This is a genomic window from Neisseria sp. HMSC075C10 (assembly GCF_001815615.1).
GTDB classification, from domain to species: domain Bacteria; phylum Pseudomonadota; class Gammaproteobacteria; order Burkholderiales; family Neisseriaceae; genus Neisseria; species Neisseria subflava_A.
Genome location: NZ_KV821266.1, coordinates 57,814 through 83,257 on the forward strand (window position 1 = coordinate 57,814; position 25,444 = coordinate 83,257).

The 25,444-nt window shown below is 48.1% G+C and carries 23 protein-coding genes; 12 read left to right on the top strand and 11 right to left on the bottom strand.

Annotation, left to right across the window (positions count from 1 at the left end; translation table 11 throughout):
* Positions 1 to 49: 49 nt before the first annotated feature.
* From HMPREF3047_RS07745 to HMPREF3047_RS07760, 4 genes are all read right to left on the bottom strand, one after another.
* Positions 50 to 718 (bottom strand): DUF3108 domain-containing protein, encoded by a 669-nt coding sequence (locus HMPREF3047_RS07745; protein WP_070713098.1) that lies wholly within the window; start codon positions 716 to 718, stop codon positions 50 to 52.
* 30 nt (positions 719 to 748) lie between these two features.
* Entirely contained in the window at positions 749 to 1,375 is a 627-nt protein-coding gene (purN, locus tag HMPREF3047_RS07750; protein WP_070713101.1) for a phosphoribosylglycinamide formyltransferase, read from the bottom strand.
* Positions 1,376 to 1,471: 96 nt separating this feature from the next.
* Positions 1,472 to 2,287 carry an FKBP-type peptidyl-prolyl cis-trans isomerase gene (locus HMPREF3047_RS07755; protein ID WP_070584285.1) on the bottom strand — a complete coding sequence of 272 codons (816 nt, stop codon included), beginning with the start codon at positions 2,285 to 2,287 and terminating at the stop codon, positions 1,472 to 1,474.
* Positions 2,288 to 2,448: 161 nt separating this feature from the next.
* On the bottom strand, positions 2,449 to 3,714 hold the full coding sequence (locus HMPREF3047_RS07760; protein WP_070713104.1) for a Glu/Leu/Phe/Val family dehydrogenase: 1,266 nt from the start codon (positions 3,712 to 3,714) through the stop codon (positions 2,449 to 2,451).
* A gap of 421 nt (positions 3,715 to 4,135) precedes the next feature.
* On the opposite strand from HMPREF3047_RS07760, the gene HMPREF3047_RS07765 reads away from it, so the two are divergent.
* From HMPREF3047_RS07765 to HMPREF3047_RS11320, 3 genes are all read left to right on the top strand, one after another.
* Entirely contained in the window at positions 4,136 to 4,849 is a 714-nt protein-coding gene (locus tag HMPREF3047_RS07765) for a phosphoglycolate phosphatase (RefSeq protein WP_070713108.1), read from the top strand.
* 96 nt (positions 4,850 to 4,945) lie between these two features.
* Positions 4,946 to 5,407, top strand: coding sequence for a recombination regulator RecX (gene recX / locus HMPREF3047_RS07770; protein WP_070713113.1), 462 nt, complete (start codon positions 4,946 to 4,948; stop codon positions 5,405 to 5,407).
* A gap of 75 nt (positions 5,408 to 5,482) precedes the next feature.
* On the top strand, positions 5,483 to 5,644 hold the full coding sequence (locus HMPREF3047_RS11320) for a hypothetical protein (RefSeq protein ID WP_039861975.1): 162 nt from the start codon (positions 5,483 to 5,485) through the stop codon (positions 5,642 to 5,644).
* A gap of 117 nt (positions 5,645 to 5,761) precedes the next feature.
* Here the strand turns inward: HMPREF3047_RS11320 and HMPREF3047_RS07775 are convergent, their stop codons facing one another.
* From HMPREF3047_RS07775 to gmk, 3 genes are all read right to left on the bottom strand, one after another.
* Positions 5,762 to 7,918, bottom strand: coding sequence for a RelA/SpoT family protein (locus HMPREF3047_RS07775; RefSeq protein ID WP_070713115.1), 2,157 nt, complete (start codon positions 7,916 to 7,918; stop codon positions 5,762 to 5,764).
* A gap of 105 nt (positions 7,919 to 8,023) precedes the next feature.
* Positions 8,024 to 8,230, bottom strand: coding sequence for a DNA-directed RNA polymerase subunit omega (rpoZ, locus tag HMPREF3047_RS07780; RefSeq protein ID WP_003682294.1), 207 nt, complete (start codon positions 8,228 to 8,230; stop codon positions 8,024 to 8,026).
* A gap of 52 nt (positions 8,231 to 8,282) precedes the next feature.
* A complete protein-coding gene (gene gmk, locus HMPREF3047_RS07785; protein ID WP_070584275.1) occupies positions 8,283 to 8,900 on the bottom strand; it encodes a guanylate kinase in 618 nt (205 codons plus the stop codon).
* A 168-nt stretch (positions 8,901 to 9,068) separates the two neighbouring features.
* Between gmk and HMPREF3047_RS07790 the strand changes: the two genes are divergently transcribed.
* Positions 9,069 to 9,629, top strand: coding sequence for an adenine phosphoribosyltransferase (locus HMPREF3047_RS07790; protein WP_003682296.1), 561 nt, complete (start codon positions 9,069 to 9,071; stop codon positions 9,627 to 9,629).
* Positions 9,630 to 9,674: 45 nt separating this feature from the next.
* On the opposite strand, the gene HMPREF3047_RS07795 is transcribed toward HMPREF3047_RS07790, so the two are convergent.
* The 3 genes from HMPREF3047_RS07795 to HMPREF3047_RS07805 form a co-directional block, all read right to left on the bottom strand.
* A complete protein-coding gene (locus tag HMPREF3047_RS07795) occupies positions 9,675 to 10,364 on the bottom strand; it encodes a toxin-antitoxin system YwqK family antitoxin (RefSeq protein ID WP_283122347.1) in 690 nt (229 codons plus the stop codon).
* 274 nt (positions 10,365 to 10,638) lie between these two features.
* Positions 10,639 to 11,538 (bottom strand): 50S ribosomal protein L3 N(5)-glutamine methyltransferase, encoded by a 900-nt coding sequence (gene prmB, locus HMPREF3047_RS07800; RefSeq protein ID WP_049348929.1) that lies wholly within the window; start codon positions 11,536 to 11,538, stop codon positions 10,639 to 10,641.
* A 95-nt stretch (positions 11,539 to 11,633) separates the two neighbouring features.
* Positions 11,634 to 13,889 carry a nitric-oxide reductase large subunit gene (locus HMPREF3047_RS07805; protein ID WP_070713121.1) on the bottom strand — a complete coding sequence of 752 codons (2,256 nt, stop codon included), beginning with the start codon at positions 13,887 to 13,889 and terminating at the stop codon, positions 11,634 to 11,636.
* Between the two features lie 399 nt (positions 13,890 to 14,288).
* Here HMPREF3047_RS07805 and nirK point away from each other — a divergent pair, with 399 nt between their 5' ends.
* The 4 genes from nirK to HMPREF3047_RS07825 all read left to right on the top strand — a co-directional run bounded on the left by nirK (position 14,289) and on the right by HMPREF3047_RS07825 (position 19,246).
* Complete coding sequence (gene nirK, locus HMPREF3047_RS07810; protein ID WP_070713123.1) at positions 14,289 to 15,470, top strand: copper-containing nitrite reductase; 1,182 nt, start codon at positions 14,289 to 14,291, stop codon at positions 15,468 to 15,470.
* A gap of 268 nt (positions 15,471 to 15,738) precedes the next feature.
* Positions 15,739 to 16,494, top strand: a complete 756-nt coding sequence (locus tag HMPREF3047_RS07815) for a formylglycine-generating enzyme family protein (RefSeq protein ID WP_049329858.1) — start codon at positions 15,739 to 15,741, stop codon at positions 16,492 to 16,494.
* A 211-nt stretch (positions 16,495 to 16,705) separates the two neighbouring features.
* The gene (rpsO, locus tag HMPREF3047_RS07820) at positions 16,706 to 16,975 is read left to right on the top strand and encodes a 30S ribosomal protein S15 (protein WP_003679932.1); all 270 of its coding nucleotides are present in this window, start codon (positions 16,706 to 16,708) and stop codon (positions 16,973 to 16,975) included.
* Between the two features lie 177 nt (positions 16,976 to 17,152).
* A complete protein-coding gene (locus tag HMPREF3047_RS07825) occupies positions 17,153 to 19,246 on the top strand; it encodes an AsmA family protein (protein WP_070713127.1) in 2,094 nt (697 codons plus the stop codon).
* Between the two features lie 267 nt (positions 19,247 to 19,513).
* On the opposite strand, the gene ubiD is transcribed toward HMPREF3047_RS07825, so the two are convergent.
* Entirely contained in the window at positions 19,514 to 20,992 is a 1,479-nt protein-coding gene (gene ubiD / locus HMPREF3047_RS07835; protein WP_070713134.1) for a 4-hydroxy-3-polyprenylbenzoate decarboxylase, read from the bottom strand.
* A 249-nt stretch (positions 20,993 to 21,241) separates the two neighbouring features.
* Between ubiD and HMPREF3047_RS07840 the strand changes: the two genes are divergently transcribed.
* The 4 genes from HMPREF3047_RS07840 to HMPREF3047_RS07855 all read left to right on the top strand — a co-directional run bounded on the left by HMPREF3047_RS07840 (position 21,242) and on the right by HMPREF3047_RS07855 (position 25,291).
* Positions 21,242 to 21,904: a DedA family protein gene (locus HMPREF3047_RS07840; protein ID WP_070713137.1), complete on the top strand. Its 663-nt coding sequence runs from the start codon at positions 21,242 to 21,244 to the stop codon at positions 21,902 to 21,904.
* 66 nt (positions 21,905 to 21,970) lie between these two features.
* A complete protein-coding gene (locus HMPREF3047_RS07845; RefSeq protein ID WP_070713139.1) occupies positions 21,971 to 22,954 on the top strand; it encodes an asparaginase in 984 nt (327 codons plus the stop codon).
* Positions 22,955 to 22,967: 13 nt separating this feature from the next.
* Positions 22,968 to 23,735 (top strand): TatD family hydrolase, encoded by a 768-nt coding sequence (locus tag HMPREF3047_RS07850; protein WP_070713142.1) that lies wholly within the window; start codon positions 22,968 to 22,970, stop codon positions 23,733 to 23,735.
* Between the two features lie 287 nt (positions 23,736 to 24,022).
* The gene (locus HMPREF3047_RS07855) at positions 24,023 to 25,291 is read left to right on the top strand and encodes an Nramp family divalent metal transporter (protein WP_003745799.1); all 1,269 of its coding nucleotides are present in this window, start codon (positions 24,023 to 24,025) and stop codon (positions 25,289 to 25,291) included.
* Positions 25,292 to 25,444: the final 153 nt, after the last annotated feature.

The window sequence follows — 25,444 nt, forward strand, 5'->3', positions numbered from 1 at the left end:
GGCCGTCTGAAAACTTTTCAGACGGCCTTCTTGTTTGAGCAAATAAAGATTACGGTTTCACTACTTTACCGTTGATTTTGACGGAAGTCAGTTTCAAGTTGTAGGTTTTGCCGTCATCGGTATAACTGATTTGCGCAGGGATATTGTCGATATCGGAAGCAAACGAGTAAGTCACGGTATCGTCGCCACGGCGGACGCGATATTTGCTCACAGGCGTTGTACCGCCGTTCAGTTTATAGCTTTCGCTGCCGATTTTGTTCATGCTGCCGACGGTGTACAGTTTTTTACCGTTGGTAATTTTCAAACCTGACGGCAGGCGCACGTCATTGGCGGCCAGTTGCCATGCCAAAGTGAACAAGTCCATAGCCGGGCCGGATTTTTCGGTTTTCAAATCACCTGCTTTGCCGTAAGTGATGTTGCCGCCGGAGAATTTGGCCTCGGCATACAATTTACCGCCGCGTACATCTTTGTAGTAAGACGGATGCAAGGTCGTGCCGTTGATGCTGCCGCCTGATTCAAAGCGGATATTGTAAAGCGGTACTTTGATGGTAGAGACGATTTTGTATTGGCTGCCGCTGCGTGTGAAGGTCATGGTCGCAGGAATACCGTAGCTGCCTGAGTATTGCAAAACAGCAGATTGTGGCAATTCAGCGGCTTGCGCGCCGATGGAGGCAGTGAGCAGGGAAAGTGTCAGCAGGGTTGTTTTAATCGTATTCATGATGTTTTCCTTGTGTGTATGGTGTTTTAATTAAGCCAACAGGCTTTGACCGGCGGCATTGCGTTGAGCATTCAAAACGCGATTGCCTTCGATTTTCAGACGGCCTGCAACAAAGTCGGCAACGGCTTGCGGGAAAAGCTGATGTTCAACCGTCAGCACGCGTGCAGCAACGTCGTCAGCGGTATCGCTGTCCAAAATAGGAACAATGCCTTGAGAAATAATCGGACCGCAATCCAGCTCGGGGGTCACGAAATGGATGGTGCAGCCTGCCACTCGGCAACCTGCTTCCAATGCGCGTTCGTGGGTATGCAGACCGGTGAAAGAAGGCAGGATGGACGGATGGATATTGATCAGGCGGTTTTCATAATGGGCGCAGAATTCCGGAGTCAAAATGCGCATAAAGCCCGCCAATACAACCAAATCCGGCTGATAGGCATCGATTTTTTCCATCATAGCCTGATCAAATGCCAGACGCGAGTCGAAGTTTTTATGGTTCAAACTGTCGGTGGCTATACCGCGCTCTGCCGCCCATGCCAATCCGGCTGCGGTCTCGCTGTTACTCAATACGGCTGCAATGTTGGCATCGGGAATATCGGCATTCACAATCGCCTGCATATTGCTGCCGCGTCCGGAAATAAGGATGACGATATTTTTCATCACAATTCCTTGTTTGTTTGGAACAAAGGCCGTCTGAAACGGAATTTTTCAGACGGCCTTTTATCCGTTGTTTAAGGGCGTAAGCCTTGATTCGGATTATTGAACTTTTTGTACGTCAACTTGTACAGGTTGTTGTGCAGCGGCATCAGGCGCGCCGACTTTAACCAGTTTCACGTCGAATACCAAAGTAGCGTTCGGGCCGATTTTATCGCCGGCGCCAACTTCACGGTAAGCCAGTTTGGCCGGGATGTAGAATGTTGCTTCGCCGCCTTCTTTCAAGAGTTGGATACCTTCAGTCCAACCTGGGATTACTTGGCTTACAGGGAAGCTTACAGGTTCGCCGCTGTTTTTGCTGCTGTCAAATACGGTACCATCAATCAGACGGCCTTCGTACTCAACGGTAACGATGTCGTCTTTAGTCGGTTTTTTGCCTTCGCCTTCTTTGGTAATTTTGTATTGCAGACCGGAAGCGCTGGTTTTCACGCCTTCTTTAGTCGCGTTTTCTTTCAAGAACGCCTCGCCTTTTTCCAAGTTTACTTTGGCATCTTCAGCACGTTTGGCAGTAGCTTTTTCTTGTTGCTCTTGCAAGAATTTCATCATCACTTCCTGAGCTTGGGCTTCAGTCATTTTGACTTCTTTGCCTTCAAACATGGCTTCCATGGCTTCGGTGAAGACTTTCAAATCGATTTCCGTACCTTGGTCTTTCATTTGTTTCAATGAACGGCCGATGTCCACACCCATTGCGTAGCTGGCTTGTTGGGCAGTAGAACCGATGGCAGAAGCATCTGCAGTCGCATTTGAAGCTGCGGAAGCAGCAGGAGCGTCTTTAGCGGCAGTGTCTTTTTGGTTGCAAGCAGTCAGTGCCAACAAAGCAGACAAAGCCAATGCGCTGAATTTGAAAGTTTTGTTCATGATTATGTCTTTTCCGGAAAGGTCAAAAAAGGGGATTATAGCTGAGTTTGATTGAAATGGAATCAAGGTGGATTAAAATTTGTAAAGGCTCTTATCAAAAACATTAAGGCCGTCTGAAAACAGGTTTCAGACGGCCTACTCTTATGCTATCGCTCAAACAATTAATACCAGCCGCGCAGTTTCATTGCTTTTTCAACACGACGGATACTCATCATGTAAGAAGCGGTACGCAGGTCGACATCGTATTCTTGAGCCAAGTTCCAAATATCGCGGAACGCACGGCGCAGGACAACGGTTTCTTTTTCTTGAACTTCGTCAAACTCCCAGTAGTAGCCTTGCAGGTTTTGTACCCATTCAAAATAGGATACCACCACGCCGCCGCAGTTTGCCAAAATATCAGGAACAACCAATACGCCGTTTTGACGCAGGATAACGTCGGCTTCAGGAGTAGTCGGGCCGTTTGCGCCTTCAACCACGATTTTCGCGCGGACTTTACCAGCGTTTTCAGAAGTCAGTTGGTTTTCCAGCGCGCAAGGGGCGAGTACGTCCACTTCCAGAGCCAAAAGTTCGGCATTGCTGATTTCTTTGCCGTAGCCGGCTTCGTTGGTGATGAAGCCTTTTTCTTGGAATTCTTTGATGATTGCTTCCATATCCAAGCCGTTTTCGTTGTAAATGGCAACGTCAACGGTAGAAACGGCAACGATTTTCGCACCGGCTTTGTGTGCATAATAACCGGTGTGGTAGCCCACATTACCGAAACCTTGAATGGCGTAAGTGGCACCCTTCACGTCTTTGCCCAGTTTTTCCAAAGCTTGGACAGCGGCGAAGTTTACGCCGTAACCAGTGGCTTCGGTGCGCGCCAAAGAGCCGCCGAACTCAACCGGTTTGCCGGTAAATACGCCCGGTGCGGAATGTTTTACCACGTTTTCATAGGCATCAACCATCCAAGACATGATTTTGCCGTTGGTGTTCACATCAGGTGCAGGAATATCGATTTTCTCGCCAATCAGCGGAGAAATGGCTTCAGAATAAGCGCGGGCAATGCGTTCCAACTCCGCTTCGGAATAATTGCGCGGATCCAAAGTGATACCGCCTTTACCGCCGCCGTAAGGAATACCGGCTACGCAGCATTTGATGGTCATCCAAATTGACAGGGCTTTGACTTCGTCCAGATTCACATTGGGATGGAAGCGCACGCCGCCTTTGTAAGGGCCGACGGCATTATTGTGTTGTGAACGGTAGCCGGTGAAGTTTTCTACTGTACCGTTGTCGAGTTTTACAGGAAAGTTGACTTCCAAAACACGTTGCGGCTTTTTCAAGATTTCAAATACTGCCGGGTCGGCATTCAGGCGATCACAGGCAATTTTTACTTGTTTTTGTGCAATTTCAAACGGATTCAGTGTTTCTTTAACAGCAGATGCGGACATGTATTTTTCCTTTTCATACACATGATTAGACGAGAGCCATACTTGTTACTATATACAAAAACAGGAAAAAATGTAATAGCATGTAGTCGATAAAAAGCAAATCCATTCATTTATATATAAATTTAGTTTGAGGCCGTCTGAAAATATCGGTATGCCGACCAAAAAATTTTCAGACGATCTAGTATAAATGCTCATCAAACCATTCAAAAAAACACACAAACCCTTTGTTTTTTAATGCCTACCAAACCACCCTTTTTGTTGACAAAATCCCTTCCATATTACCAACAGACGGACAGACTTACACCAACAAAAATTGTTAACAATTTAAACAAATATCCCTTTAAAGAATCAGCAAAACATCGGCAAATCAGGCAAACAATGTTAAAATAACCGCTTAAATAATATGACGGAAAGCTACTCAATGACCACTGCTGCTTTAGAACACGTTCAAGCCGTTGCCTTTGATTTGGACGGTACCTTATGTGATTCCGTTCCCGATTTGGCCGCAGCAGCCCAAGCCATGTGTTCGCACTTGGGTTTACCTGTTTTGCCTACCCAAACGGTTGAAAGTTATGTCGGCGACGGCATCAGCAAGTTGGTTCATCGCGTCATTACCAATGATCGTGAAAAAGAAGCCGATCCTGAAATCTGGGAAAAAGGTTTTGTGTTCTTTATGAAATATTATCGCGAACACTTGAGCGACTTTACCCGCCCCTACCCTGAAACCGAAGCCGGTCTCGGCCTGCTCAAGTCTTTGGGTATTCCATTGGTTGTCATTACCAACAAAAATGAAATTCTGGCAGCCGAGCTGCTGAAACAGCTCAATCTCGACGACTATTTCAGCCTGGTTCTCGGCGGAGACAGCCTGACTGAGAAAAAACCCAGCCCATTGCCGCTTCAACATGCGGCCGAAGTTCTGGGCATCGACGTTGCCAATATGCTGATGGTAGGCGACTCCAAAAATGACATTATTGCTGCTAAAGCGGCCGGTTGCTTCAGCGTCGGCGTAACATTCGGCTACGGCGACATGACCTTGCTCTCTCAAGACAAAGCGACCAAACCTGATTTGTTGATTCGAGCCCTGCCTGAAATCTACGAAAATCTACAACCGCAAAAAAATAAAGACGAAGAATAATTCGGCTTTATTTTCAGACGGCCTTTTCGGCTATTTTTCCAATCAGGCCGTCTGAAAATGTAATTCAATGTAGTCACTTCACCTCCACCATATCCCATGAGACCCCCTAAAACCTTACGTGCCCACGCCTTGGATATTCTTTCCCGTCAGGAAGTCAGCCGTGTCGGCTTGAAACGTAAACTGGCCCCACACGCTGAAAGCGAAGAAGAATTGGAAAAGGTTTTGGACGAATTCGCCGAACGAAATTGGCAATCCGACCAACGTTACGCAGAAGCCTATATTCACAGCAAGAGCAACCGTTACGGCACGCTCCGCCTCAAACAAGCCTTGGCTCAACAAGGTATTGATGCAGATGACTGTCGGGAGTTCCTACCCGACAGAGAGGACGAGCTGCAAACCGCTATTTCCGTCTTGCGTAAAAAATTCAAGCAAGAAGCTCAAGATTTGAAAGAAAAACAAAAACAGGCGCGTTTCCTTGCCTATCGCGGCTTTGGTGCCGACACCATTCAGACGGCCTTAAAAACCGCGTGGAATGAAGACGAAGACTTCTATCAATAATCATTCCCACTTGAATCTTTGCTTCTATCGGCGTACTCTTACGCTTTTATTCAATAATTCAATCAGAGCTTCATTATGTCCGACAAACCGCACGATACACCTAATCCCCTACTCGAAGACGAACGCAAAAATCCTGTTTACCGCTTGGGTCAGGCAGTAGCCGGATTCATGTTGCTGGTTTGGGCCGGCGTTTTGGCCTTGGTTTTCTTCTTGGTTTTCCGTTTTTGGTTAAGTTAAATCCAACCTGAAGCATTATTTTTCTTCAAAACAAACTAACAGAGTTTGTTTGTACATACTCAAAAGGCCGTCTGAACACACTTTCAGACGGCCTTTTCTAATCATGCTAATCACAGATTATCCTCGGATTACTTTACGGATATTCGGATTGGCATGCATTGCATGAATAATCTGATTAACCTGATCCAAGTCTTTGACTTTAATTGTGAATTTAAATTCTACAAAACCTTCCGTTCCTGCTTGCGCTTTGGTTGGCGTATCGACAGATTCGATGTCCGCACCGGAATTGGAAATCGCTTGCGCCATTGAGGCCAACAAACCATGCGCATCTTCGGATTTGACATTGAGTATGGTGCGGTACGTTTGATTGCGTAAACTGTCCCAACCCGCATCCAGTTGCTCTTCCGGATCGGCTTTGACCAGAGTTTGGCAGGTATCACGGTGGATAATCATACCCTTGTCTTTGACCAATAAGGCGCGGATCGCATCGCCTGGAATCGGATGGCAACATTCGGCAAAATGAATCCGGCCGGTTTCTTGATCGTTGACTTTGATCGGGCTGAGTTTGACCGCGCTGCCAAAATGTTGGCCTGCCAACTCGGCAATGTGCATGGCAACGTGTACCGGCAAAGTATGCCCCATACCGACATTGTAGAGAACCTCTTCAAACGAGGTTTGTTTGGTATTCAAATCGGCAAGGTATTTTTCTTTGAGGTCGTCTGAAAGCAGGATATCTTTAGGCAACAGGCTGGATAAAGCTTTTTGCAGCAGGTTCTCACCCAAAACAACGGCATCGTGACGATTCAGATTTTTAATGTATTGGCGGATGGCGCTGCGCGCACGGCTGGAAACGGTAAAGTTCAGCCATGCTACATTAGGCTTGGCATGCTCGGAAGTAATGATTTCTACCGTATCGCCGGTTTTCAGCTTGGTGCGCAACGGCATCATGACGTTATTGATACGCGCGGCAACGGTTTTATGACCGATATTGGTGTGAACGGCATAGGCAAAGTCAATCGGCGTTGCACCTTTCGGCAAGGTAAGGATATCGCCTTTCGGGGTAACGATATAGACTTCGTTGGGGAATAAATCGACTTTGACATGCTCCAGAAACTCGATGGCATTTGAGCTGCTGGCTTGCAGGTCAAGAATATTTTTCATCCATCGGTTCATATGGAGGACGGCTTGGTCCGGAGTGTTTTCACCGGATTTGTAAATCCAATGGCCGGCAATACCGCCCTCAGCCACAGCGTCCATTTCACGCGTACGGATTTGCACTTCGATCGGCAAACCGTAAGGGCCGACCAAGGTTGTGTGCAAGCTTTGATAACCGTTGCTTTTCGGAATGGCGATATAGTCTTTAAAACGGCCGGGCTTGGGGTGGTATAAATTATGCAATGCACCCAACGCGGCATAACAGGCAGGAATGCTGTTTACAATGACCCTAAAGCCGTAAATATCCATCACTTCGGCAAAACGCAGCTTTTTAGCCAGCATTTTTTGATGGATGCTGTACAAGTTTTTCTCGCGGCCTTTGATTTTGGCTTCAATATTGATACCGACCAAACGCTGACTGAATGCACGCAACACTTTGCCGACAACATCGCGGCGATTTTTGCGGCTGTTGTCCATGGCTTTTTTCAGGGTTTCGTAGCGTCTTGGGTGGAGGTTTTGGAACGATAAGTCTTGAAGCTCTTGATACGCATTGTTCAGGCCAATGCGGTTGGCAATTTGAGCATAGATTTCGAGGGTTTCTTTGGCGATGCGGCGGCGTTTTTCCGGACGCATAGAGCCAAGGGTGCGCATATTGTGCAATCGGTCGGCAAGTTTGACGACGATGACGCGCACGTCTTTAGTCATGGCGAGGATAAGCTTGCGGAAACTTTCCGCCTGATGCTCGGCATGATCTTCGAATTTGAGCTTTTCCAGTTTGGAGAGGCCGTCTACCATTTCGGCAATGGTATCGCCGAATTCTGCCGCCATTTCGACTTTGGTTACGCCCGTATCTTCCAATACATCGTGCATAACGCCTGCACAGAGGCCTTGAACATCCATGTGCCAAATCGCAAGCTGCGTGGCAACGGCAAGGGGATGGGTGATGTAAGGTTCGCCGCTTTTACGGGTTTGTCCGTCATGGGCGTGGAAAGCGTAGGCAACGGCTCTTTCAAGCTCGGCCTGCTCATTGGTATTGAGATAGGATGCGGTGCGAAACAGAAGCTCGCGCGCTTCTGCTGTCAGCGGGTCATAGGGGGCGGTAGGCAGTGGGGCTGGCATTTTCAGACGGCCTTTTATGGCTATTTTTTAAGCCGTCAGACTGTATCGGTTGTGATATCGCACCGATACAGTCCGCGCGGCGGTTTTATCGGTTTGCCGGTTGGTTTATTTGTTGCGGGTCAGCAACTCGGTTCCGATTTGTCCGGCTGCGATTTCGCGCAGGGCGGTTACGGTTGGTTTGTTGTTGCGAATGTCGTCAACCAAAGGCGTGTTGCCGTTTTCGAGCTGGCGTGCGCGACGGGCGGCAACGAGGGTAAGGTCGAAGTGGTTAGGGATTTTACCTGTGCAGTCTTCAGTAGTAATACGTGCCATGTTTGCTTGCTTTCTTTCTATGTTTCAAATAAACGGTTATTTTCGCTGTTTTTTACGAATTTTCCAACAGGTTTGAGATAAATCCCTGCTGGGCGGATTTTTTCAGACGGCCTGCTTTAATAATGTGGAACAAATCGGCTTCGGCACGATCCAAATCGTCATTCACGACGACGTAATCGAACAAAACGGATTGTTCAATCTCATGACGGGCTTTAGACAGGCGTGTTTGAATAACTTCTTCGCTGTCTGTACCACGGCCGATCAAACGTTGCGCCAAAACTTCAAAGGAAGGCGGCAGGATGAAAATGCTGCTGGCTTCAGGCAACGATTTACGCACTTGCGCCGCACCTTGCACATCAATTTCCAAAATTACGTCATAGCCCTCTTCACTCAGCGAATTCACGCCGGCAATGCTGGTGCCGTAATAATTACCGAACACATTGGCGTGTTCCAAAAAGGCTCTTTGATCAATCAGTGATTCAAATTCTTCTTTGAGAACAAAGTGGTAATGCACGCCATGTGTTTCACCCTCACGTGGCTGGCGCGTGGTATGAGAAATGGAAACACGGATGTCGTCATGATTTTTCAACAGGCGTGACACCAAGGTCGTTTTACCTGTGCCGGAAGCGGCAGAAATGATGTAAATATTGCCTTTTTTATGATTTTGCATGGTGGTTCAGCCGATGGTATGTATCTGTAAATTATAACACAACACAATGTTTCTCGGAATTTCAGACGGCATGTTGCAAAATTTGGCTATTGTATCGATTAATTTGGCAAGTCCGCATATGACCGCTACAATATCGTGTTAAAAACTTTTTGATTTCGGAATGTCGAGATGTTGATTCATCCTGAAGTAATGGGCGTAGAGGCTTTGGCGGACAAAATCCGTAAAATTGAAAACTGGCCTCAAAAAGGGATTTTGTTTCATGACATTACTCCCGTTTTGCAAAGCGCAGAATATTTCCGCCTGCTGGTCGATTTACTGGTTTACCGCTATATGGGGCAAAAAGTTGATGTTGTTGCGGGCTTGGATGCGCGCGGCTTCATCATTGGTGCAGCTTTGGCCTATCAACTGAACGTCGGCTTTGTTCCCATCCGTAAAAAAGGCAAACTACCGTTTGATACGGTTTCTCAAAGTTACGCTTTGGAATATGGCGAAGCAACGGTAGAAATCCATACCGACGCCATCAAGCCGGGCGCACGCGTTTTGTTGGTAGATGATTTAGTGGCAACCGGCGGCACAATGCTGGCAGGTGTCGAGCTTATCCGCAAACTGGGTGGTGAAGTAATCGAAGCGGCTGCCATTTTGGAATTTACCGACTTGGATGGCGGCAAAAAAATCCGTGAAAGCGGCGCGCCATTATTTACCCTGTGCCAAAACAAAGGCTGTATGTAATAAAAAACCGCAAGCCAATCAGCCTGCGGTTTTTTATTATCAAAACTATTCGAGAACGTATCCGTCTGTATCCCAAAAGGTTTTTTTCACCAACTGGTCGTCTTTATAAACCAACTCGGATTTCTTCGCACCATCATCATACCAATCCAAAATAATGCCGCTGCGTTTGCCGTTGCGAATACTTAATTCAGACACAATGCGGCCATTTTCATCCCAACTGATAATCTCCGTCGGTTTATCATTGCTCATCATCATTTCGGTTTTTGGACTGCCGTCTGAATACCATTGTTTCCAATGACCGTTGGCCTTATCGTTCTTGAATTGGATTTCACTTTCTTTGACGCCGTTGCGGTAATAACGAGAGCCTACGCCCTCACTCAAGCCGTTTTGATAAGGCATGACTGCAGATTTTTTGCCGTTTGGATACCAGTTAATCCACTCACCGTGCGGCTTGCCGTTGCGATAGCTGCCAACCATCTTTTTCTGCCCGTTAAAATGCCACAGGGTCAGTGTGCCATTGTCCAGAGCCGGCACAAAAACCTTAATCTGACCGGCAGGTACTTCATAAGGATCAGAATATTTTTTCATCGATGGATAGTAAAAATCCTGCACCTGCGCCTTACCTGCCTCAATCTTGTATTGGCGGACATAAGCAACCGAAGGCATGGTCGCCGTCAGTTTACCGTTTTGATTGAAATAAACGGTATGTTGCTGGGCAAAGGCGGCAACGGGCATACTGAACAAGGCAGCAGCCAACAGGCCTGATTTTAAATAATTATTCATAATATGGAGTTTGGCAGTATATGTTCTACAAAAAGTCAGTAATAAAAATCCACTGACATTAGAAACTATGACAAATATTATAAGCCATAGTTTCAAAGCCTGCTTGGATTTCACAGCCGACATATCATAGGCATTTGTATTTTCTTAAAACATTAAAGACATTACAAAATAGAGGCCGTCTGAATTTTTTTTCAGACGGCCTCTGTTTCAATTACATTAAAACAATTTATTCTTCACCCAACAATTGCTCACGGGTCAATAAGAATACAAACCCGTCGCCACCGCTGGTTTCCAACCAAGTAAACGGTAATTCGGGATAAGCCGCTTCCAATACCTCACGGTTGTGACCGATTTCAACCAACAATACACCTTTTGGATTCAAATATTTCGCCGCTTGCAGAATAATTTGACGTGTAGCGTCCAAACCATCTTCACCACTACCCAAAGCCAATTCCGGCTCGTACAGGTATTCATCAGGCAACGCTTCCACAGATTCCGCATCGACATAAGGCGGATTGGAAACAATCAAGTCGTAGGTTTCATCCAGACCTTCAAACAAATCGGTATGCACCAAGCTGATGCGGTCTTCCAAGCCATAATCTTCGATATTGATGGCGGCCACTTCCAGCGCATCCAAGCTCAAATCAACGGCATCGATTTGTGCATCGGGATAGTGGTGCGCCATTTGAATGGCTAAACAACCGCTACCGGTACACAAATCCAAAGCTCGATGTACCAACTCATCATGTTCAATCCAAGGACGGATACCGTCGCCCAGCAATTCGTAAATGAAAGAACGAGGCACGATAACACGCTCATCGACATAAAAATCAAACTCACCCTGCCATGCCTGATGCGTCAGATACGCGGCAGGAATATGCTCAACTGCGCGACGTTCGAGAATGGACAATACCTCTTCCTTCTCACTTTGCAACAATTTAGCATCCAAATAAGGCTCCAACGTATCCAACGGCAGGTTCAAAGTATGCAAAATCAGATAGGCTGCCTCGTCATGGGCATTATCACTTCCATGTCCGAAAAACAGTCCGGCATCATTAAAACGGCTGACGGCAAAACGCAATAAATCGCGAACAGTAGTCAGCTCTTGAGCAGCTTGGTTGAACATAATGTTTTGTCTTGTCAATTTAAGAATGTTGAAATTATAACAGAAAGGCCGTCTGAAAACTTTTCAGACGGCCTTCGATTTAATTCAGCTTAAGATTATTTATCGCGGCTGAATACGATTTTGGTAGCTTGGATAGCAACGCAGACAGCACCACCGATAAAGATCAAGTCAGCAGCGGTACGAACCCAACGCAGGGTATCCAAGATTTCCATTTGCAAGAATTCTTCGCTACGTGCATACCACAGACCATGAGTGATAGAAGCGTAAGCTTGAATCACGCCGACCGGCAACAGGCTGATGGCAATCATACCGACCAGACCGCCGTTCAGCAGCCAGAAGCCCCAAGTCATCAGTTTGTCGTCAAATTGAACATTAGGTTTCAGGTAGCGTGCAACCAGCAATACGAAGCCCAGAGCCAAGAAACCATACACACCGAACAGAGCCGCGTGAGCGTGAACTGCAGTAGTGTTCAGACCTTGGATGTAGAACAGGGAAATCGGCGGGTTAATCAGGAAGCCGAATACGCCAGCACCGATCATGTTCCAGAAGGCAACTGCTACGAAGCACATCAAAGGCCAACGCAGACGTTTCGCCCAGTCGGACAGGTGTTGGTAAGACCAGTGTTCGTAAGCTTCACGGCCCAGCAGAATCAAAGGTACAACTTCCAAAGCGGAGAAACATGCACCGATTGCCATAGAGGCAGAGGTAGAGCCGGAGAAGTACAAGTGGTGCAATGTACCTGGAATACCGCCCAACATGAAGATGGCAGCAGCAGCCAAAGTAGAAGCTGTGGCAGTACTACGGCGGACAAAGCCCATGTTGTAGAAGATGAATGCGAAAGCGGCAGTAGCGAACACTTCGAAGAAACCTTCTACCCACAAGTGAACCACCCACCAACGCCAGTATTCCATCACAGCGATTGGAGATTTCTCACCGTAGAACAGACCAGGAGCGTAGAACACACCCACACCGACCATAGAAGCTACGAAGATAGCCAACAGGTTTTTGTCTGTACCTTTTTCTTTAAAGGCAGAGATGGTGCAACGCAGCATCAGGAACAGCCACAACAGCAAGCCAACCATCAACAGAAGTTGCCAGAAACGACCCAAATCCAAGTATTCGTAACCTTGGTGACCGAACCAGAAGTTCAGCTCAGGTGGAATGATGTGAGTCAAAGCAAAGAAGTTACCTGCGTAAGAACCGCCGACTACGATGAACAGGGCGATGTACAGGAAGTTCACACCGGCACGTTGGAATTTAGGATCTTTACCGCCGTTCACAATCGGAGCCAAGAACAGACCTGCTGTCAGGAAGCCGGTTGCAATCCAGAAAATAGCGGATTGGATGTGCCAAGTACGGGTCAGCGCATATGGGAACCAGTCGGCCATTTCAAAGCCCAGTGCGGTATCGATACCGTAGAAGCCTTGACCTTCGACAGTATAGTGAGCGGTCAAACCACCCAACAGTACTTGTACGACAAACAACGCAACAGTCAGGAATACATATTTGCCCAACGCTTTTTGAGAAGGAGTCAGTTGTACTTTAGAAATAGGATCTTCAGTAGGTACTTCAACCTCTTCATGTTTGGTCAAGAAAGAGTAACCCCACATCAGCAAGCCGATACCCATCAGCAACAATACCACGCTGGTGAAAGACCACATGTAGTTTTCAGTAGTCGGTACGTTGTTGATCAAAGGCTCGTGCGGCCAGTTGTTGGTGTAAGTGAAGTTCTCGTCAGGACGGTTGGCCGAAGCAGACCAAGAAGTCCAGAAGAAGAAGTTGAACAGTTTTTCACGCGCTTCTTGGCTTGGCAATGTATTGTTTTTCATTGCAAAGTGTTCGCGAGTGGTTTGGAACTTAGGATCGTCGCTGTATACACCGTGGTAGTAAGGCAGGATGCTTTCGATCGCTTTCACGCGGGTTTCGCTGACAACGACAGAACCATCTTCCTTAACACGGCTTTGGTTGCGGTATTCGTCAGCCAAACGGGTTTTCAGAACAGCTTGTTCTTCAGGAGAAACTTCGTCAAATTTTTTGCCGTAAGTTTCTTGCGCAGTCAGATCCAACCATGCAACCAGCTCGCGGTGCAGCCAGTCGGCAGTCCAGTCCGGAGCTTGGTATGCACCGTGACCCAATACAGAGCCGACTTCCATACCGCCGGTAGTTTGCCATGCAGATTGACCTGCCAAAATATCGTCTTTGGTCATCAGGACTTTGCCGGATGCAGAAACGACTTGTTCAGGGTATGGCGGAGCCTTTTTATAGACTTCGCTACCCATATAACCAAGAATGGTAAAGCATACTGCCAGCACGGCAAACAGCAAGTACCAAAGCTTCTTGTACTGTCCCATTTTAAGTACTCCTTGATTTTGGTAAAAAGTGGTTGGGTATTAATTCATCAAATATGAATGTTAAAGATTGTATCACGGTTTAATAAGTAAAGAAATATTTTGTCAATAATATTCCTTTAAAACCATTAACTTATATGATATTGATTCCCATTTGCCTATACAGACCCTCCTTTATCGTATTTTGTGTTAAGTTCTCGCTAACATTTTCACACAAAATTAAACTTTTCGATGTATTTTTTTATACTTCTAAAGGAGTATTTAGGGATTAAAAGATTCATATTCCCTGAACAATTTGATTTACATCAAAATATGACCAAACAAGCGCCTACATAATCATACAAAACTTCAAACCATCCTATCAGGATTCTTAACTTTTCTTACTATAAGGAAACTTTAAACATGAAACGCCAAACCTTAGCCGCACTTATCGCTTCTGTATTTGCACTGGCCGCATGCGGCGAGCAAGCTGCTAAACCTGCTGAAACTCCAGCTGCTACCGCTTCTGCTGAAGCTCCTGCCGCTTCCAACTCACAAGCTGCTGCAGAGACTCCCTCTTCAGAACTGCCTGTAATCGATGCTATCGTAACTCACGCTCCGGAAGTTCCACCTCCAACTGATCGCGATCATCCGGCTAAAGTACGCGTTAAAATGGAAACCGTCGAAAAAACCATGACCATGGAAGACGGCGTTGAGTACCACTACTGGACATTCAACGGCGACGTTCCGGGTCAAATGATCCGTGTACGCGAAGGCGATACCGTAGAAGTAGAATTCTCTAACAATCCTTCTTCTACCGTTCCTCATAACGTTGACTTCCACGCTGCTACCGGTCAAGGTGGTGGTGCAGAAGCTACCTTTACTGCTCCTGGCCACACTTCTACCTTCAGCTTCAAAGCACTGCAAGCTGGTTTGTACATCTACCACTGTGCCGTTGCTCCTGTAGGTATGCACATCGCCAACGGTATGTACGGTTTGATCTTGGTTGAACCTAAAGAAGGTCTGCCTAAAGTGGACAAAGAGTTCTACATCGTACAAGGTGACTTCTATACTAAAGGTAAAAAAGGTGCTCAAGGCCTGCAACCTTTCGATATGGATAAAGCGATTGCTGAACAACCTGAATACGTTGTATTCAACGGTCACGTAGGCTCTATCGCAGGCGACAACGCTCTGAAAGCTAAAGCTGGTGAAACTGTTCGTATGTACGTCGGTAACGGTGGTCCTAACTTGGTATCTTCTTTCCACGTTATCGGCGAAATCTTCGACAAAGTATATGTTGAAGGTGGTAAACTGATTAACGAAAACGTACAAAGTACAATTGTTCCTGCCGGTGGTGCCGCTATCGTTGAATTCAAAGTCGACATTCCAGGCAGCTACACTTTGGTTGACCACTCTATCTTCCGTGCGTTCAACAAAGGTGCTTTGGGTCAATTGAAAGTTGAAGGTGATGAAAACCCTGAAATCATGACCAAAAAACTGAGCGACACCGTTTACCAACCTGCCGGTGCTGCCGCTTCTGCTCCAGCAGCTGCTTCCGCAGCAGCGCCTGCTTCCGCAGCATCTGCAGATAAAGGCGGCTACTAATCCAGTCATCTCGGCATAGAAACAGAAAAAAGCCACTGCTGTTCCGGCTGATGCAAGGACAACAGTGGCTTTCTTCCACGACCAATCGAAAGATTGGTTTTTCAGACGACCTCTGAAGCATCGAAGGTCGTCTGAAAAACCGGTTTCAAGCATTCACGAACCCGACAAGCCAAAAGCACAATAATCAGAAGGCTTTTCATGATTTTTATCCGGTTCCGCTATATAATCAAAGCCTAATAATCCCCGTATTCAGATTAGAAAGCCCGTTATGAAACTCATACCACTCATCGCCCTATTTACCCTTGTCGCAAGCGGCAGTGCAGCGGCGGCCGAAATGGCAAAAGTTGAAGGCGGCAGCTACCGTCCTCTCTATCTCAAAAAAGAAACTTCCCTTATTAAAGTCAAACCCTTCCAGCTTGACAAATATCCGGTGACTAATGCTGAGTTTGCCGAATTTGTGAACACACATCCGCAATGGCAAAAAGGAAAAATCAATTCCAAACATGCTGAAAAAGCTTACCTGAAACATTGGGTAAAAAATGGCAGCAACAGTTTTGCGCCTAAAGCCAGCGAACTCAAACATCCGGTAACCAATGTTTCGTGGTTTGCCGCAAATGCTTACTGCGTCTCCAAAGGCAAACGTCTGCCAACTATTGACGAGTGGGAATTTGCAGGCTTGGCTTCTGCCACTCAAAAAGACGGCTCTGCCGAGCCTGGCTACAACCGCACCATCTTGGATTGGTATGCAGATGGCGGCCGCAACGGCCTGCACGACATCGGTAAAAACAAACCCAACTACTGGGGCGTATACGATATGCACGGCCTGATTTGGGAATGGACTGAAGACTTCAACAGCAGCCAACTCTCTGCCGGCTCGTCCAACACACAAATGTTCTGTAGCGGCGCATCCGTGGGTTCAAGCGATCCGTCCAACTATGCGGCATTCTTACGCTACGGCATCCGCACCAGCCTGCAGTCCAAATATGTTTTAAATAACTTGGGCTTCCGCTGTGCGAGCAAATAAAGTTTAGTTTTTTATCACCAAAGCAGCTTTGGCGGTACTGAAAGGTATCGCCGCTTTTTTTGGCCGTCTGAAAAGATGTGGCATATCAAGACAAATTGTGGCATAATCCGCCCGTCTTTATAAAAAGGCACTTAGGAGTTTGCTTAGGTCGTTCGGCTTGGCAAACTTGTCCGAACCTGAAAAGGTTCTTTTATTTTCGGAGTTATCCATCATGGCATTGACCGTAGAACAAAAAGCACAAATTGTTAAAGATTTCCAACGCAAAGAAGGCGATACCGGCTCTTCTGAAGTACAAGTCGCTCTGTTGACTTTCCGCATCAACGACCTGACTCCTCACTTCAAAGCCAACCCTAAAGACCACCACAGCCGTCGCGGCCTGTTGAAAATGGTTAGCCAACGTCGTCGCCTGTTGTCTTACCTGCGTCGTACTCAGCCTGATACTTACCGTACACTGATTACCCGCCTGGGTCTGCGTAAATAATTTATGCTTAAATCAACACCGCCTTCGGGCGGTGTTTTTATTCATATACCGATGCCGTCTGAAACACAGGCCCACGCTCTGTGTTATACTTCCACACGCTTAAGCAGCAAGGCTTAAACTTCCAATTACTCCTAAAAGCTCCCATCAAAGCGAGAATCTGAATTGTCTGTTCATTCCATGTTGCACTCAGGAAAATTTTGGCTGAAAACCCTGGTTTTCAGCATTGCCGTGCTTTTATGCCTCGCGGCGGTATTGAGTGCCTTAATGTTCCGCATATTCAACACAGAAAACATCGACGCATTTATACAAAAAAACTTTTCCGCCCATGGCTGCCAAATCAAATACAACGCCACTATCGGCAGAAAATGGCTGCCGCGCCCCACGCTAATTTTAAAAGACCTCAGCCTTTCCTCTTCCGAACCTGATACGCCGACGCTGAACATCGCCGAGTCCAAAATGGGCTTTGGTTGGAGCAGCCTATGGTCGGATGCGCCCATACTTGAGAAATGGATTCTTTTAAACCCGACACTGACACTGGACTCAAAACACCATCTGCCCACCTGCCTGCAACAAGACCCATCGTCAAAAGAAAGCTTCCAGCTCAACCGCATTATCATCAATAGCGGCAGCATCCGCTATCACAATAAAGAGCAAGATATTGCCTTAAACGATCTGCAATTTTCCCTGCGCAGAGCCGATTCAGACGGCCGTCCATTCGATATCAGCGGCACACTGCAAAACATCGGCAACCCCATCAGTTGGCAAGGCGTCGGCCATCTTGTACAAGATGATGTCGGCTGGAGCGTCCCCGCCCTCAAATTAAACCTGCAAACCGTATTATTCAAAAATAAGCTGGATGCCCAAATCGCAGGCAGCCTTAATTGGCAAAACCAAACCGCCCTTTTCCGCGACTTCAATCTGCAAGCCGAAAGCGGCTACCAAAACTTGCATATCAACGCACGCTCTCCCCTCTTGCAATTCAAAAACGGCTATTTACACCTAAACACACTCAACGGCGCATTGACTGCCGGCAGTGAAAACAACCAATGGGATGGTTCATTCAAACTGGACAAAACCAACCTCTATCCAACCGTTTTGACCGCCGCTAATTTTGAACTCAAAGGCAGCCATAAAAACGACCGCCTCCAAACCAACTTTACCTTTTCCAGTCCATTGGTTTGGCAAAAAGGCAAAGGCATTGATGCGCCCAAACTGCACCTCAGCACCCTGCAAGACACCATCAACCGCCTTCCCCGCCCCAGATTCATCAGTACACTCGAAGGACAGGCCAATTTCAGCCTCAATACATGGGAAGGCCGTCTGAAAGGCGCATTTGACAGACAAGCCCTTGCCTTAGCCTTTAAATACCAACGCGATGCCCAACCGCGTCCGCACCTTGACGCCGGTATTGCCTTACAAAAACTCAATCTGACCCCTTACTTGGAAGATCTGAAAACCCAGCCATCACTGAATCTTCCTTCCCTGCTGGCCAAATCCTGGTTGCCCGACATTGAGGCCAACCTCCAAATCGGCAGCATTCAAACTGCCGGCCTGCAATTAGAAAACGTCGAATCCCTGCTCACCGCCGATAAAGAACATATCGCCCTGCACCGTTTCAAAGCCGGGCTTTATGGCGGCAAAACTGAGGGAGGCCTGAGTATTGCGGCGACCCAACCTGCTTCCTACCACCTTCAGCAAAACGCAAAAGGCATACAAATTCAGCCGCTGTTGCAAGACCTGTTCGGTTTCCACAGCTTTAGCGGCAGCGGCGATGCCGTTATCGACATTAAAACCACCGGCAACGACCGTGCCCAAATGATACAAGCCCTAAACGGCAGCCTGCTCCTCGATATTACCAACGGCGCATGGCACGGCATCGATATGGACAGCATTCTGAAAAACGGCATCTCTTCGGAAAAAATCGACAACAGCAACCTCAAAACCCCTTTCCATCATTTCACCCTCAATAGCGAAATTGAGAAAGGCATCAGCCATCATATCAACACCGAACTGTTTTCCGACAGCCTGCACGTTGTCAGCAGCGGCTATACCGATTTGAATACCCAAAAGCTGTCCGAAAACCTGCTTATCAGCAATGTACTGCAGCCAAAAAACAAACCGATTCCTCTCAAAATCGGCGGAACCGTGCAAAACCCTTCCATTACCCTTGATTACAGCCGCTTGACCAATGGCATGAACACACCGGCAGAAAAACAAAAAGTCCTGCAAGAAACCATACAAGAACAATGGAAGTGGCTCAAACCACGCTAGGTTTTCAAATCAAAGGCCGTCTGAAATCCAAAAAGTTTCAGACGGCCTTTTAACAGATACATTGTCAGAATAAGATGTTTACTTAGAAATGACTATATACGCAATCAGTGCAACAATGATGACAAACCATATGGCCAACATTATCAAGCCTTTTTTGGAGAGTTTTCTTTTTCTCCAATCGAGCCTCAATATTTCTATCGTACCCTTAAACATCGCCCCAATCATTTCCATCACGATTTGAAGTATAAATTCCAATAGAAATGACATCTACAAGCCCAAACTCTCCCAAATCTCATCGATTTTGGCCGTAACGGCAGGGTCTTTTTTGATTACTCGTCCCCATTCGCGGTCGGTTTCGCCCGGCCATTTGTTGGTCGCATCCAAACCCATTTTGCCGCCAAGTCCGCTGACGGGGCTGGCGAAGTCGAGGTAGTCGATAGGTGTGTTTTCCATCAAAACAGTATCGCGTACGGGATCCATGCGCGTGGTTACCGCCCAGATGACTTCTTTCCAGTCGCGCACATCCACATCGTCATCAACTACGATGATGAATTTGGTGTACATAAACTGGCGAAGGAACGACCAGCAGCCCATCATCACGCGCTTGGCGTGTCCGGCGTACTGTTTTTTCATGCTGACCACCGCCATGCGGTAGGAGCAGCCTTCGGGCGGCAGATAGAAATCGGTGATTTCGGGGAACTGCTTTTGCAAAAGCGGGACGAACACTTCGTTCAACGCCACGCCCAAAACGGCGGGTTCATCGGGCGGTTTGCCTGTGTAGGTGGAGTGGTAAATCGGGTTTTCACGCATGGTAATGCGCTCAACCGTAAACACAGGGAAATGATCCTGCTCGTTGTAATAGCCGGTGTGGTCGCCGTATGGGCCTTCCAACGCGGTTTCGTTTGGATGAATCACGCCTTCCAATACGATTTCTGCACGGGCAGGCACTTGCAAATCATTGCCGATACATTTTACCAGCTCCGTCCGCGAACCACGCAACAGTCCGGCAAATTGGTATTCGCTCAAGGTATCGGGTACAGGCGTTACCGCTCCGAGAATAGTGGCAGGGTCGCAACCGAGTACGACGGCGACAGGATACGGCGTATCGGGATTGAGTTTACGGAACTCCTGATAATCCAACGCGCCGCCGCGATGCGACAGCCAGCGCATAATCAGCTTGTTTTTGCCGATTAATTGTTGGCGGTAAATACCGAGATTTTGGCGTTTTTTGTGTGGACCGCGCGTGACGGTCAAGCCCCACGTTACCAGCGGCGCAACGTCTTCCGGCCAGCAATGCTGAATCGGAAGTTTATACAAATCAACGTCTTCGCCTTCCCATACAATTTCCTGACACGGCGCGTTTTTCACCACGTTCGGCGCCATGCTCCAAATATCTTTCAGTAACGGCAGTTTGGAAATCGCGTCTTTAATGCCTTTGGGCGGTTCGGGTTCTTTCAAATACGCCAGCGTCTGCCCGATTTCGCGCAGCTTGGACACACTGTCCGCCCCCATGCCCAGCGCCACGCGTTCGGGCGTGCCGAACAGGTTCGCCAACACGGGATAATCGTAGCGCGTGCCGTCGGGCTTAATCGGGTTTTCAAACAGCAACGCCGGCCCTTCGGCGCGCAGCACGCGGTCGGCGATTTCGGTCATTTCCAAATGCGGCGACACCGGATGCTGAATGCGCTTGAGTTTGCCATCGGCTTCCAATCCGGCGATAAATTCTCGCAAATCTCTGTATTTCATGATTTCATTTTCCTGAACAGGCCGTCTGAAAGCAGACCGCCATTTCGGGTTTGAAAGATAAACCAGTGGCTATTGTACCTGCCAAATCCGTCCATATCCCAACTTTCCGCATCCGAATTTCCATATTTTTTGCAAACTACCGTCAAATTTAAACAATATCTGCTTGTGATTGCTTTCAGACTGCCTTATCTTTGGTAGAATTCCAACTTAATCCAGTCATCAATCAATATCTATCGTGGGACGGCGGCCATGTTTGCATTTTTAGAATCTTTTTTCGTTGAATACGGCTATGCGGCCGTGTTTTTCGTTTTGGTTATTTGCGGCTTCGGCGTGCCGATTCCTGAAGATTTGACGCTGGTAACCGGCGGCGTGATTTCCGGCCTGGGTTATACCAACTCGCATATTATGTTTGCCGTCGGTATGCTCGGCGTATTGGTAGGCGACGGCTTTATGTTTGCTGCCGGCCGGATTTGGGGGCAAAAAATCCTTAAATTCAAACCGATTGCGCGCGTGATGACGCCCAAACGCTATGCCCAAGTACAGGAAAAATTCGACAAATACGGCAACTGGGTTTTATTCGTCGCCCGTTTCCTGCCCGGCCTGCGTACCGCCGTTTTCGTGACCGCAGGCATCAGCCGCAAGGTTTCCTACCTGCGCTTCATCCTGATGGACGGTTTGGCCGCGCTGATTTCCGTTCCGGTTTGGATTTATTTGGGCGAATACGGCGCACGCAATACCGACTGGCTGATGAAAAAAATGCACAGCCTGCAATCAGGTATCTTTATCGTACTGGGCATCGGCGCAGTCATTGTCGGCTGGATTTGGTGGAGAAAACACCGCCGCCATACCTTCTTCCGTGAAAAACTGCACGAAAAACGCGCCGCAAAAGCCAAAAAACAAACCAATCAATAAATCATTCCAGGCCGTCTGAAACACTTCCCCTCTTTCAGACGGCCTCAATCATTCATCAGAAACACCATGAAACAAAAAATCTTCGTCCTCTACACCGGCGGCACCATCGGCATGACCCAAAGCAGCGCCGGCCTGCGTCCCGATACTGCACTCGTCGATAAAGCCCTTGCCCCCTTTTCAGACGGCCTTGATTTCGAATGGCACGTTTGTCAGCCGCTCATCGATTCTTCCGCGGTAACGCTGCAAAACCAACGCGACTGGTTGGAGCTTATTATCGCCAAGCTGCCTGACTATGACGGCATTTTGGTGTTGCACGGCACGGATACCATGGCATACACCGCCAACCTCTTCGCCCTCTCGCTGCAAGGTTTGGACAAACCCGTTATCCTGACCGGATCGCAATGGCCTTACGATGCCGCCAACAGCGATGCGCCACGCAACCTGGCCACTGCCGTTTCCGCTTTCTCGCTCAAGCTCAAACAAGTGGCGATTGCCTTTGACGGCAAGCTCTTCCCCGCCGTCGGCAGCAGCAAGGTCAGCACCGAGACTGCCGCAGGTTTCGACAACCTGCATTTTGGCGCACTCGCCGAATGGGATAAAAATAAAGGTTGGCATAATATCCGTACCGCCTCGACCCAACATTCAGACGGCCTCAAACCGCGTCTTCCCAATCCTGAAGCCAAAGTTTCCGTCCGCACGCTGATTCCCGGTTATGCCGCGCAAGAACTTTCAGACGGCCTGCCCCACCTTTGCGCCCAAGCCCTAATACTACAAAGCTACGGACACGGCAATGCGCCGAGTAATGATGCGTTTGTACGAGCCGTCCAAGCCTTTACGCAACAAGGCAAGTTGCTGCTCAACATCAGCCAAGTGCCGCAAGGTTGCGCCGCCGCCGTCTATGCCCAAGGCAATGCTTTGCGTCAGGCAGGCATCATCAACGGCGGCAAATGCAATCTTGAAACGGCTACCGCGCTGATGACCCTTGCCGTATCTCATGACTGGAATGCGGATAAGGTGCAACAAGAATTGCAACAATTAAATCTGCTGTAAACCGCCATTTAATATGACTTTCACCGATACCCACTGCCATCTTGCCGATCCTAAACTTGCCGACACGCTGCCTGCTGTGCTTGCCGAAGCGCAAGCCGTCGGCGTGGCGCGTTTTATTGTACCGGCTACGTCCCCAAAAGATTGGCACTCTGTTGCGCAGTTGGAAAGGCCGTCTGAAAACATCCATATTGCTTTGGGCATTCATCCATGGTTTTCAGACGGCCTCAACGAAACGGCATTCCAAGAGTTAGAGAAAGAATTAATCCGGCATTCGCAAGCATGGGTTGGCGAAATCGGTTTAGATTTTTATGGCAAAGAGCAAACCCAAGCGCAACGCGACACGCAAACCGACGTTTTTATCCGCCAACTCATCCTCGCCCAACACCTCAACCGCCGCATCATCATCCATAATCTGAAAGCCACCGCCGCCATTGCCGCCGCCGTCAAAACCGCCGGTTTCACGCAAGGCGGTATCGTCCACGCCTTCTCCGGCAGCGTAGAAGAAGCGCGGATTTTGGTAAAACTCAACTTCAAAATCGGCATAGGCTCGCTGCTGCTTAATCCCAATGCCAAAAAAGTCCGTGCCGCCTTACAAGCCTTAGACGACACGGATTTTGTTCTCGAAACCGACAGCCCCTTTATGCTCGGCCACGAAACCAATACACCAGCCAACATCCGCCGTATCGCCGAAATTGCCGCCGAACTGCGCGGCGTACCGCTGGCACAACTGGCCGAGATAACCGAGCAAAACGTGGATTCCCTGCTCCATACTTCCCCTTAATATGCCGACCTCAAGGCATCAAAAAGCCTCGCCCGGCCGTTCCGTTTCCAAACGGACACACTCAGCCCTCCCTACCCCATGTTCATGAATAAAAAGCGATACAAGGCCGTCTGAAAAAATGTTTTTGGCACAAAATATCGTTCACTCCGTCGTCTCGGCTTTTTAACACCGTATTTTCCCTTTGATTGATAAAAAGTATTACGCATATTATTGGGCAAACTTTTTATTTACGTTAAAATATGCTTTTTTTTGATAATAAGGCCGTCTGAAAAAGGCGGAAACTAATTATGACTGAACAACATACACACGCTTCCACCTGGAAGAGCAAAATCAATGCCCTCGGCCCGGGTATCATGATGGCTTCGGCGGCAGTCGGCGGCTCGCACCTGATTGCCTCCACGCAGGCAGGCGCACTTTACGGCTGGCAGCTTGCGCTGATTATTATTCTGACCAACCTGTTCAAATACCCGTTTTTCCGCTTCAGCGCACATTACACGCTGGACACGGGCAAAAGTCTGATTGAGGGCTATGCCGAGAAAAGCCGCGTTTATTTGTGGGTATTTTTGATTTTATGTATTGCATCGGCAACGATTAATGCCGGTGCGGTCGCCATCGTTACCGCCGCCATCGTCAAAATGGCAATCCCGTCGCTGACTTTCGATACCGGCATGGTATCCGTCATGATTATGGTTTCCTGCCTGCTGATTTTGGCAAGCGGCCGCTATAAAGCATTGGACAACGTTTCCAAAATCATCATCGTCAGCCTGACCATCGCCACCGTCGCCGCAGCCGCCGTGGCCATGTCTCGCGGCATGCAGATGAAACCCGACTTTATCGAGCCTACCCCGTGGACACTGGCAGGCTTGGGCTTCCTCATCGCATTGATGGGCTGGATGCCTGCGCCGATTGAAATTTCCGCCATCAACTCTTTGTGGGTTACCGAAAAACAACGCATCAACCCTTCCAGCTACCGCGACGGTATTTTCGACTTCAACGTCGGCTACATCACCAGCGCGATTTTGGCGGTCGTTTTCCTCGCCTTGGGTGCATATGTACAATACGGCAACGGCGAGGAAGTACAAATGGCGGGCGGCAAATATGTTGGCCAACTGATTAATATGTACGCCGTTACCATCGGCGACTGGTCGCGTCCACTAGTGGCATTTATCGCCTTTGCCTGTATGTACGGCACCACCATTACCGTAGTAGACGGCTACGCGCGCGCGATTGCCGAACCGGTACGCCTGCTGCGCGGTAAAGACAAAACCGGCAACGTCGAACTGTTTGCTTGGAACGTCTGGGTTGCAGGCTCAGGCTTGGCCGTGATTTTCTGGTTCAACAGCGCGATGGCCGAGCTGCTCAAATTCGCTATGATTACTGCTTTCGTTGCCGCCCCTGTGTTCGCTTGGTTGAACTACCGCCTCGTGAAAGGCGACAAACGCCACAAACTGACCATGGGCATGAACTTCCTCGCCATTATCGGTTTGATTTATTTGACCGGCTTTACCGTTTTGTTCCTACTGAACCAAACAGGCATCTTGGCTGCGCCTAAATAAGCCCATATAAAAAAGGCCGTCTGAAACTTAAAAACAGGTTTCAGACGGCCTTTCCAATCCATCATATCTTTTTGAATTTTCATTCAAACCCATTATAATGACTCCTTATTTCGCCGTTGCAGACCACTCGACGGCATCCGTATTTTGGAAAAT

Bases quoted from the DNA above. Each gene is read 5' to 3' on its own strand.
- HMPREF3047_RS07745 (WP_070713098.1), bottom strand. From the start codon at position 718: ATGAATACGATTAAAACAACCCTGCTGACACTTTCCCTGCTCACTGCC.
- purN (WP_070713101.1), bottom strand. From the start codon at position 1,375: ATGAAAAATATCGTCATCCTTATTTCCGGACGCGGCAGCAATATGCAG.
- HMPREF3047_RS07755 (WP_070584285.1), bottom strand. From the start codon at position 2,287: ATGAACAAAACTTTCAAATTCAGCGCATTGGCTTTGTCTGCTTTGTTG.
- HMPREF3047_RS07760 (WP_070713104.1), bottom strand. From the start codon at position 3,714: ATGTCCGCATCTGCTGTTAAAGAAACACTGAATCCGTTTGAAATTGCA.
- HMPREF3047_RS07765 (WP_070713108.1), top strand. From the start codon at position 4,136: ATGACCACTGCTGCTTTAGAACACGTTCAAGCCGTTGCCTTTGATTTG.
- recX (WP_070713113.1), top strand. From the start codon at position 4,946: ATGAGACCCCCTAAAACCTTACGTGCCCACGCCTTGGATATTCTTTCC.
- HMPREF3047_RS11320 (WP_039861975.1), top strand. From the start codon at position 5,483: ATGTCCGACAAACCGCACGATACACCTAATCCCCTACTCGAAGACGAA.
- HMPREF3047_RS07775 (WP_070713115.1), bottom strand. From the start codon at position 7,918: ATGCCAGCCCCACTGCCTACCGCCCCCTATGACCCGCTGACAGCAGAA.
- rpoZ (WP_003682294.1), bottom strand. From the start codon at position 8,230: ATGGCACGTATTACTACTGAAGACTGCACAGGTAAAATCCCTAACCAC.
- gmk (WP_070584275.1), bottom strand. From the start codon at position 8,900: ATGCAAAATCATAAAAAAGGCAATATTTACATCATTTCTGCCGCTTCC.
- HMPREF3047_RS07790 (WP_003682296.1), top strand. From the start codon at position 9,069: ATGTTGATTCATCCTGAAGTAATGGGCGTAGAGGCTTTGGCGGACAAA.
- HMPREF3047_RS07795 (WP_283122347.1), bottom strand. From the start codon at position 10,364: ATGCCCGTTGCCGCCTTTGCCCAGCAACATACCGTTTATTTCAATCAA.
- prmB (WP_049348929.1), bottom strand. From the start codon at position 11,538: ATGTTCAACCAAGCTGCTCAAGAGCTGACTACTGTTCGCGATTTATTG.
- HMPREF3047_RS07805 (WP_070713121.1), bottom strand. From the start codon at position 13,889: ATGGGACAGTACAAGAAGCTTTGGTACTTGCTGTTTGCCGTGCTGGCA.
- nirK (WP_070713123.1), top strand. From the start codon at position 14,289: ATGAAACGCCAAACCTTAGCCGCACTTATCGCTTCTGTATTTGCACTG.
- HMPREF3047_RS07815 (WP_049329858.1), top strand. From the start codon at position 15,739: ATGAAACTCATACCACTCATCGCCCTATTTACCCTTGTCGCAAGCGGC.
- rpsO (WP_003679932.1), top strand. From the start codon at position 16,706: ATGGCATTGACCGTAGAACAAAAAGCACAAATTGTTAAAGATTTCCAA.
- HMPREF3047_RS07825 (WP_070713127.1), top strand. From the start codon at position 17,153: ATGTTGCACTCAGGAAAATTTTGGCTGAAAACCCTGGTTTTCAGCATT.
- ubiD (WP_070713134.1), bottom strand. From the start codon at position 20,992: ATGAAATACAGAGATTTGCGAGAATTTATCGCCGGATTGGAAGCCGAT.
- HMPREF3047_RS07840 (WP_070713137.1), top strand. From the start codon at position 21,242: ATGTTTGCATTTTTAGAATCTTTTTTCGTTGAATACGGCTATGCGGCC.
- HMPREF3047_RS07845 (WP_070713139.1), top strand. From the start codon at position 21,971: ATGAAACAAAAAATCTTCGTCCTCTACACCGGCGGCACCATCGGCATG.
- HMPREF3047_RS07850 (WP_070713142.1), top strand. From the start codon at position 22,968: ATGACTTTCACCGATACCCACTGCCATCTTGCCGATCCTAAACTTGCC.
- HMPREF3047_RS07855 (WP_003745799.1), top strand. From the start codon at position 24,023: ATGACTGAACAACATACACACGCTTCCACCTGGAAGAGCAAAATCAAT.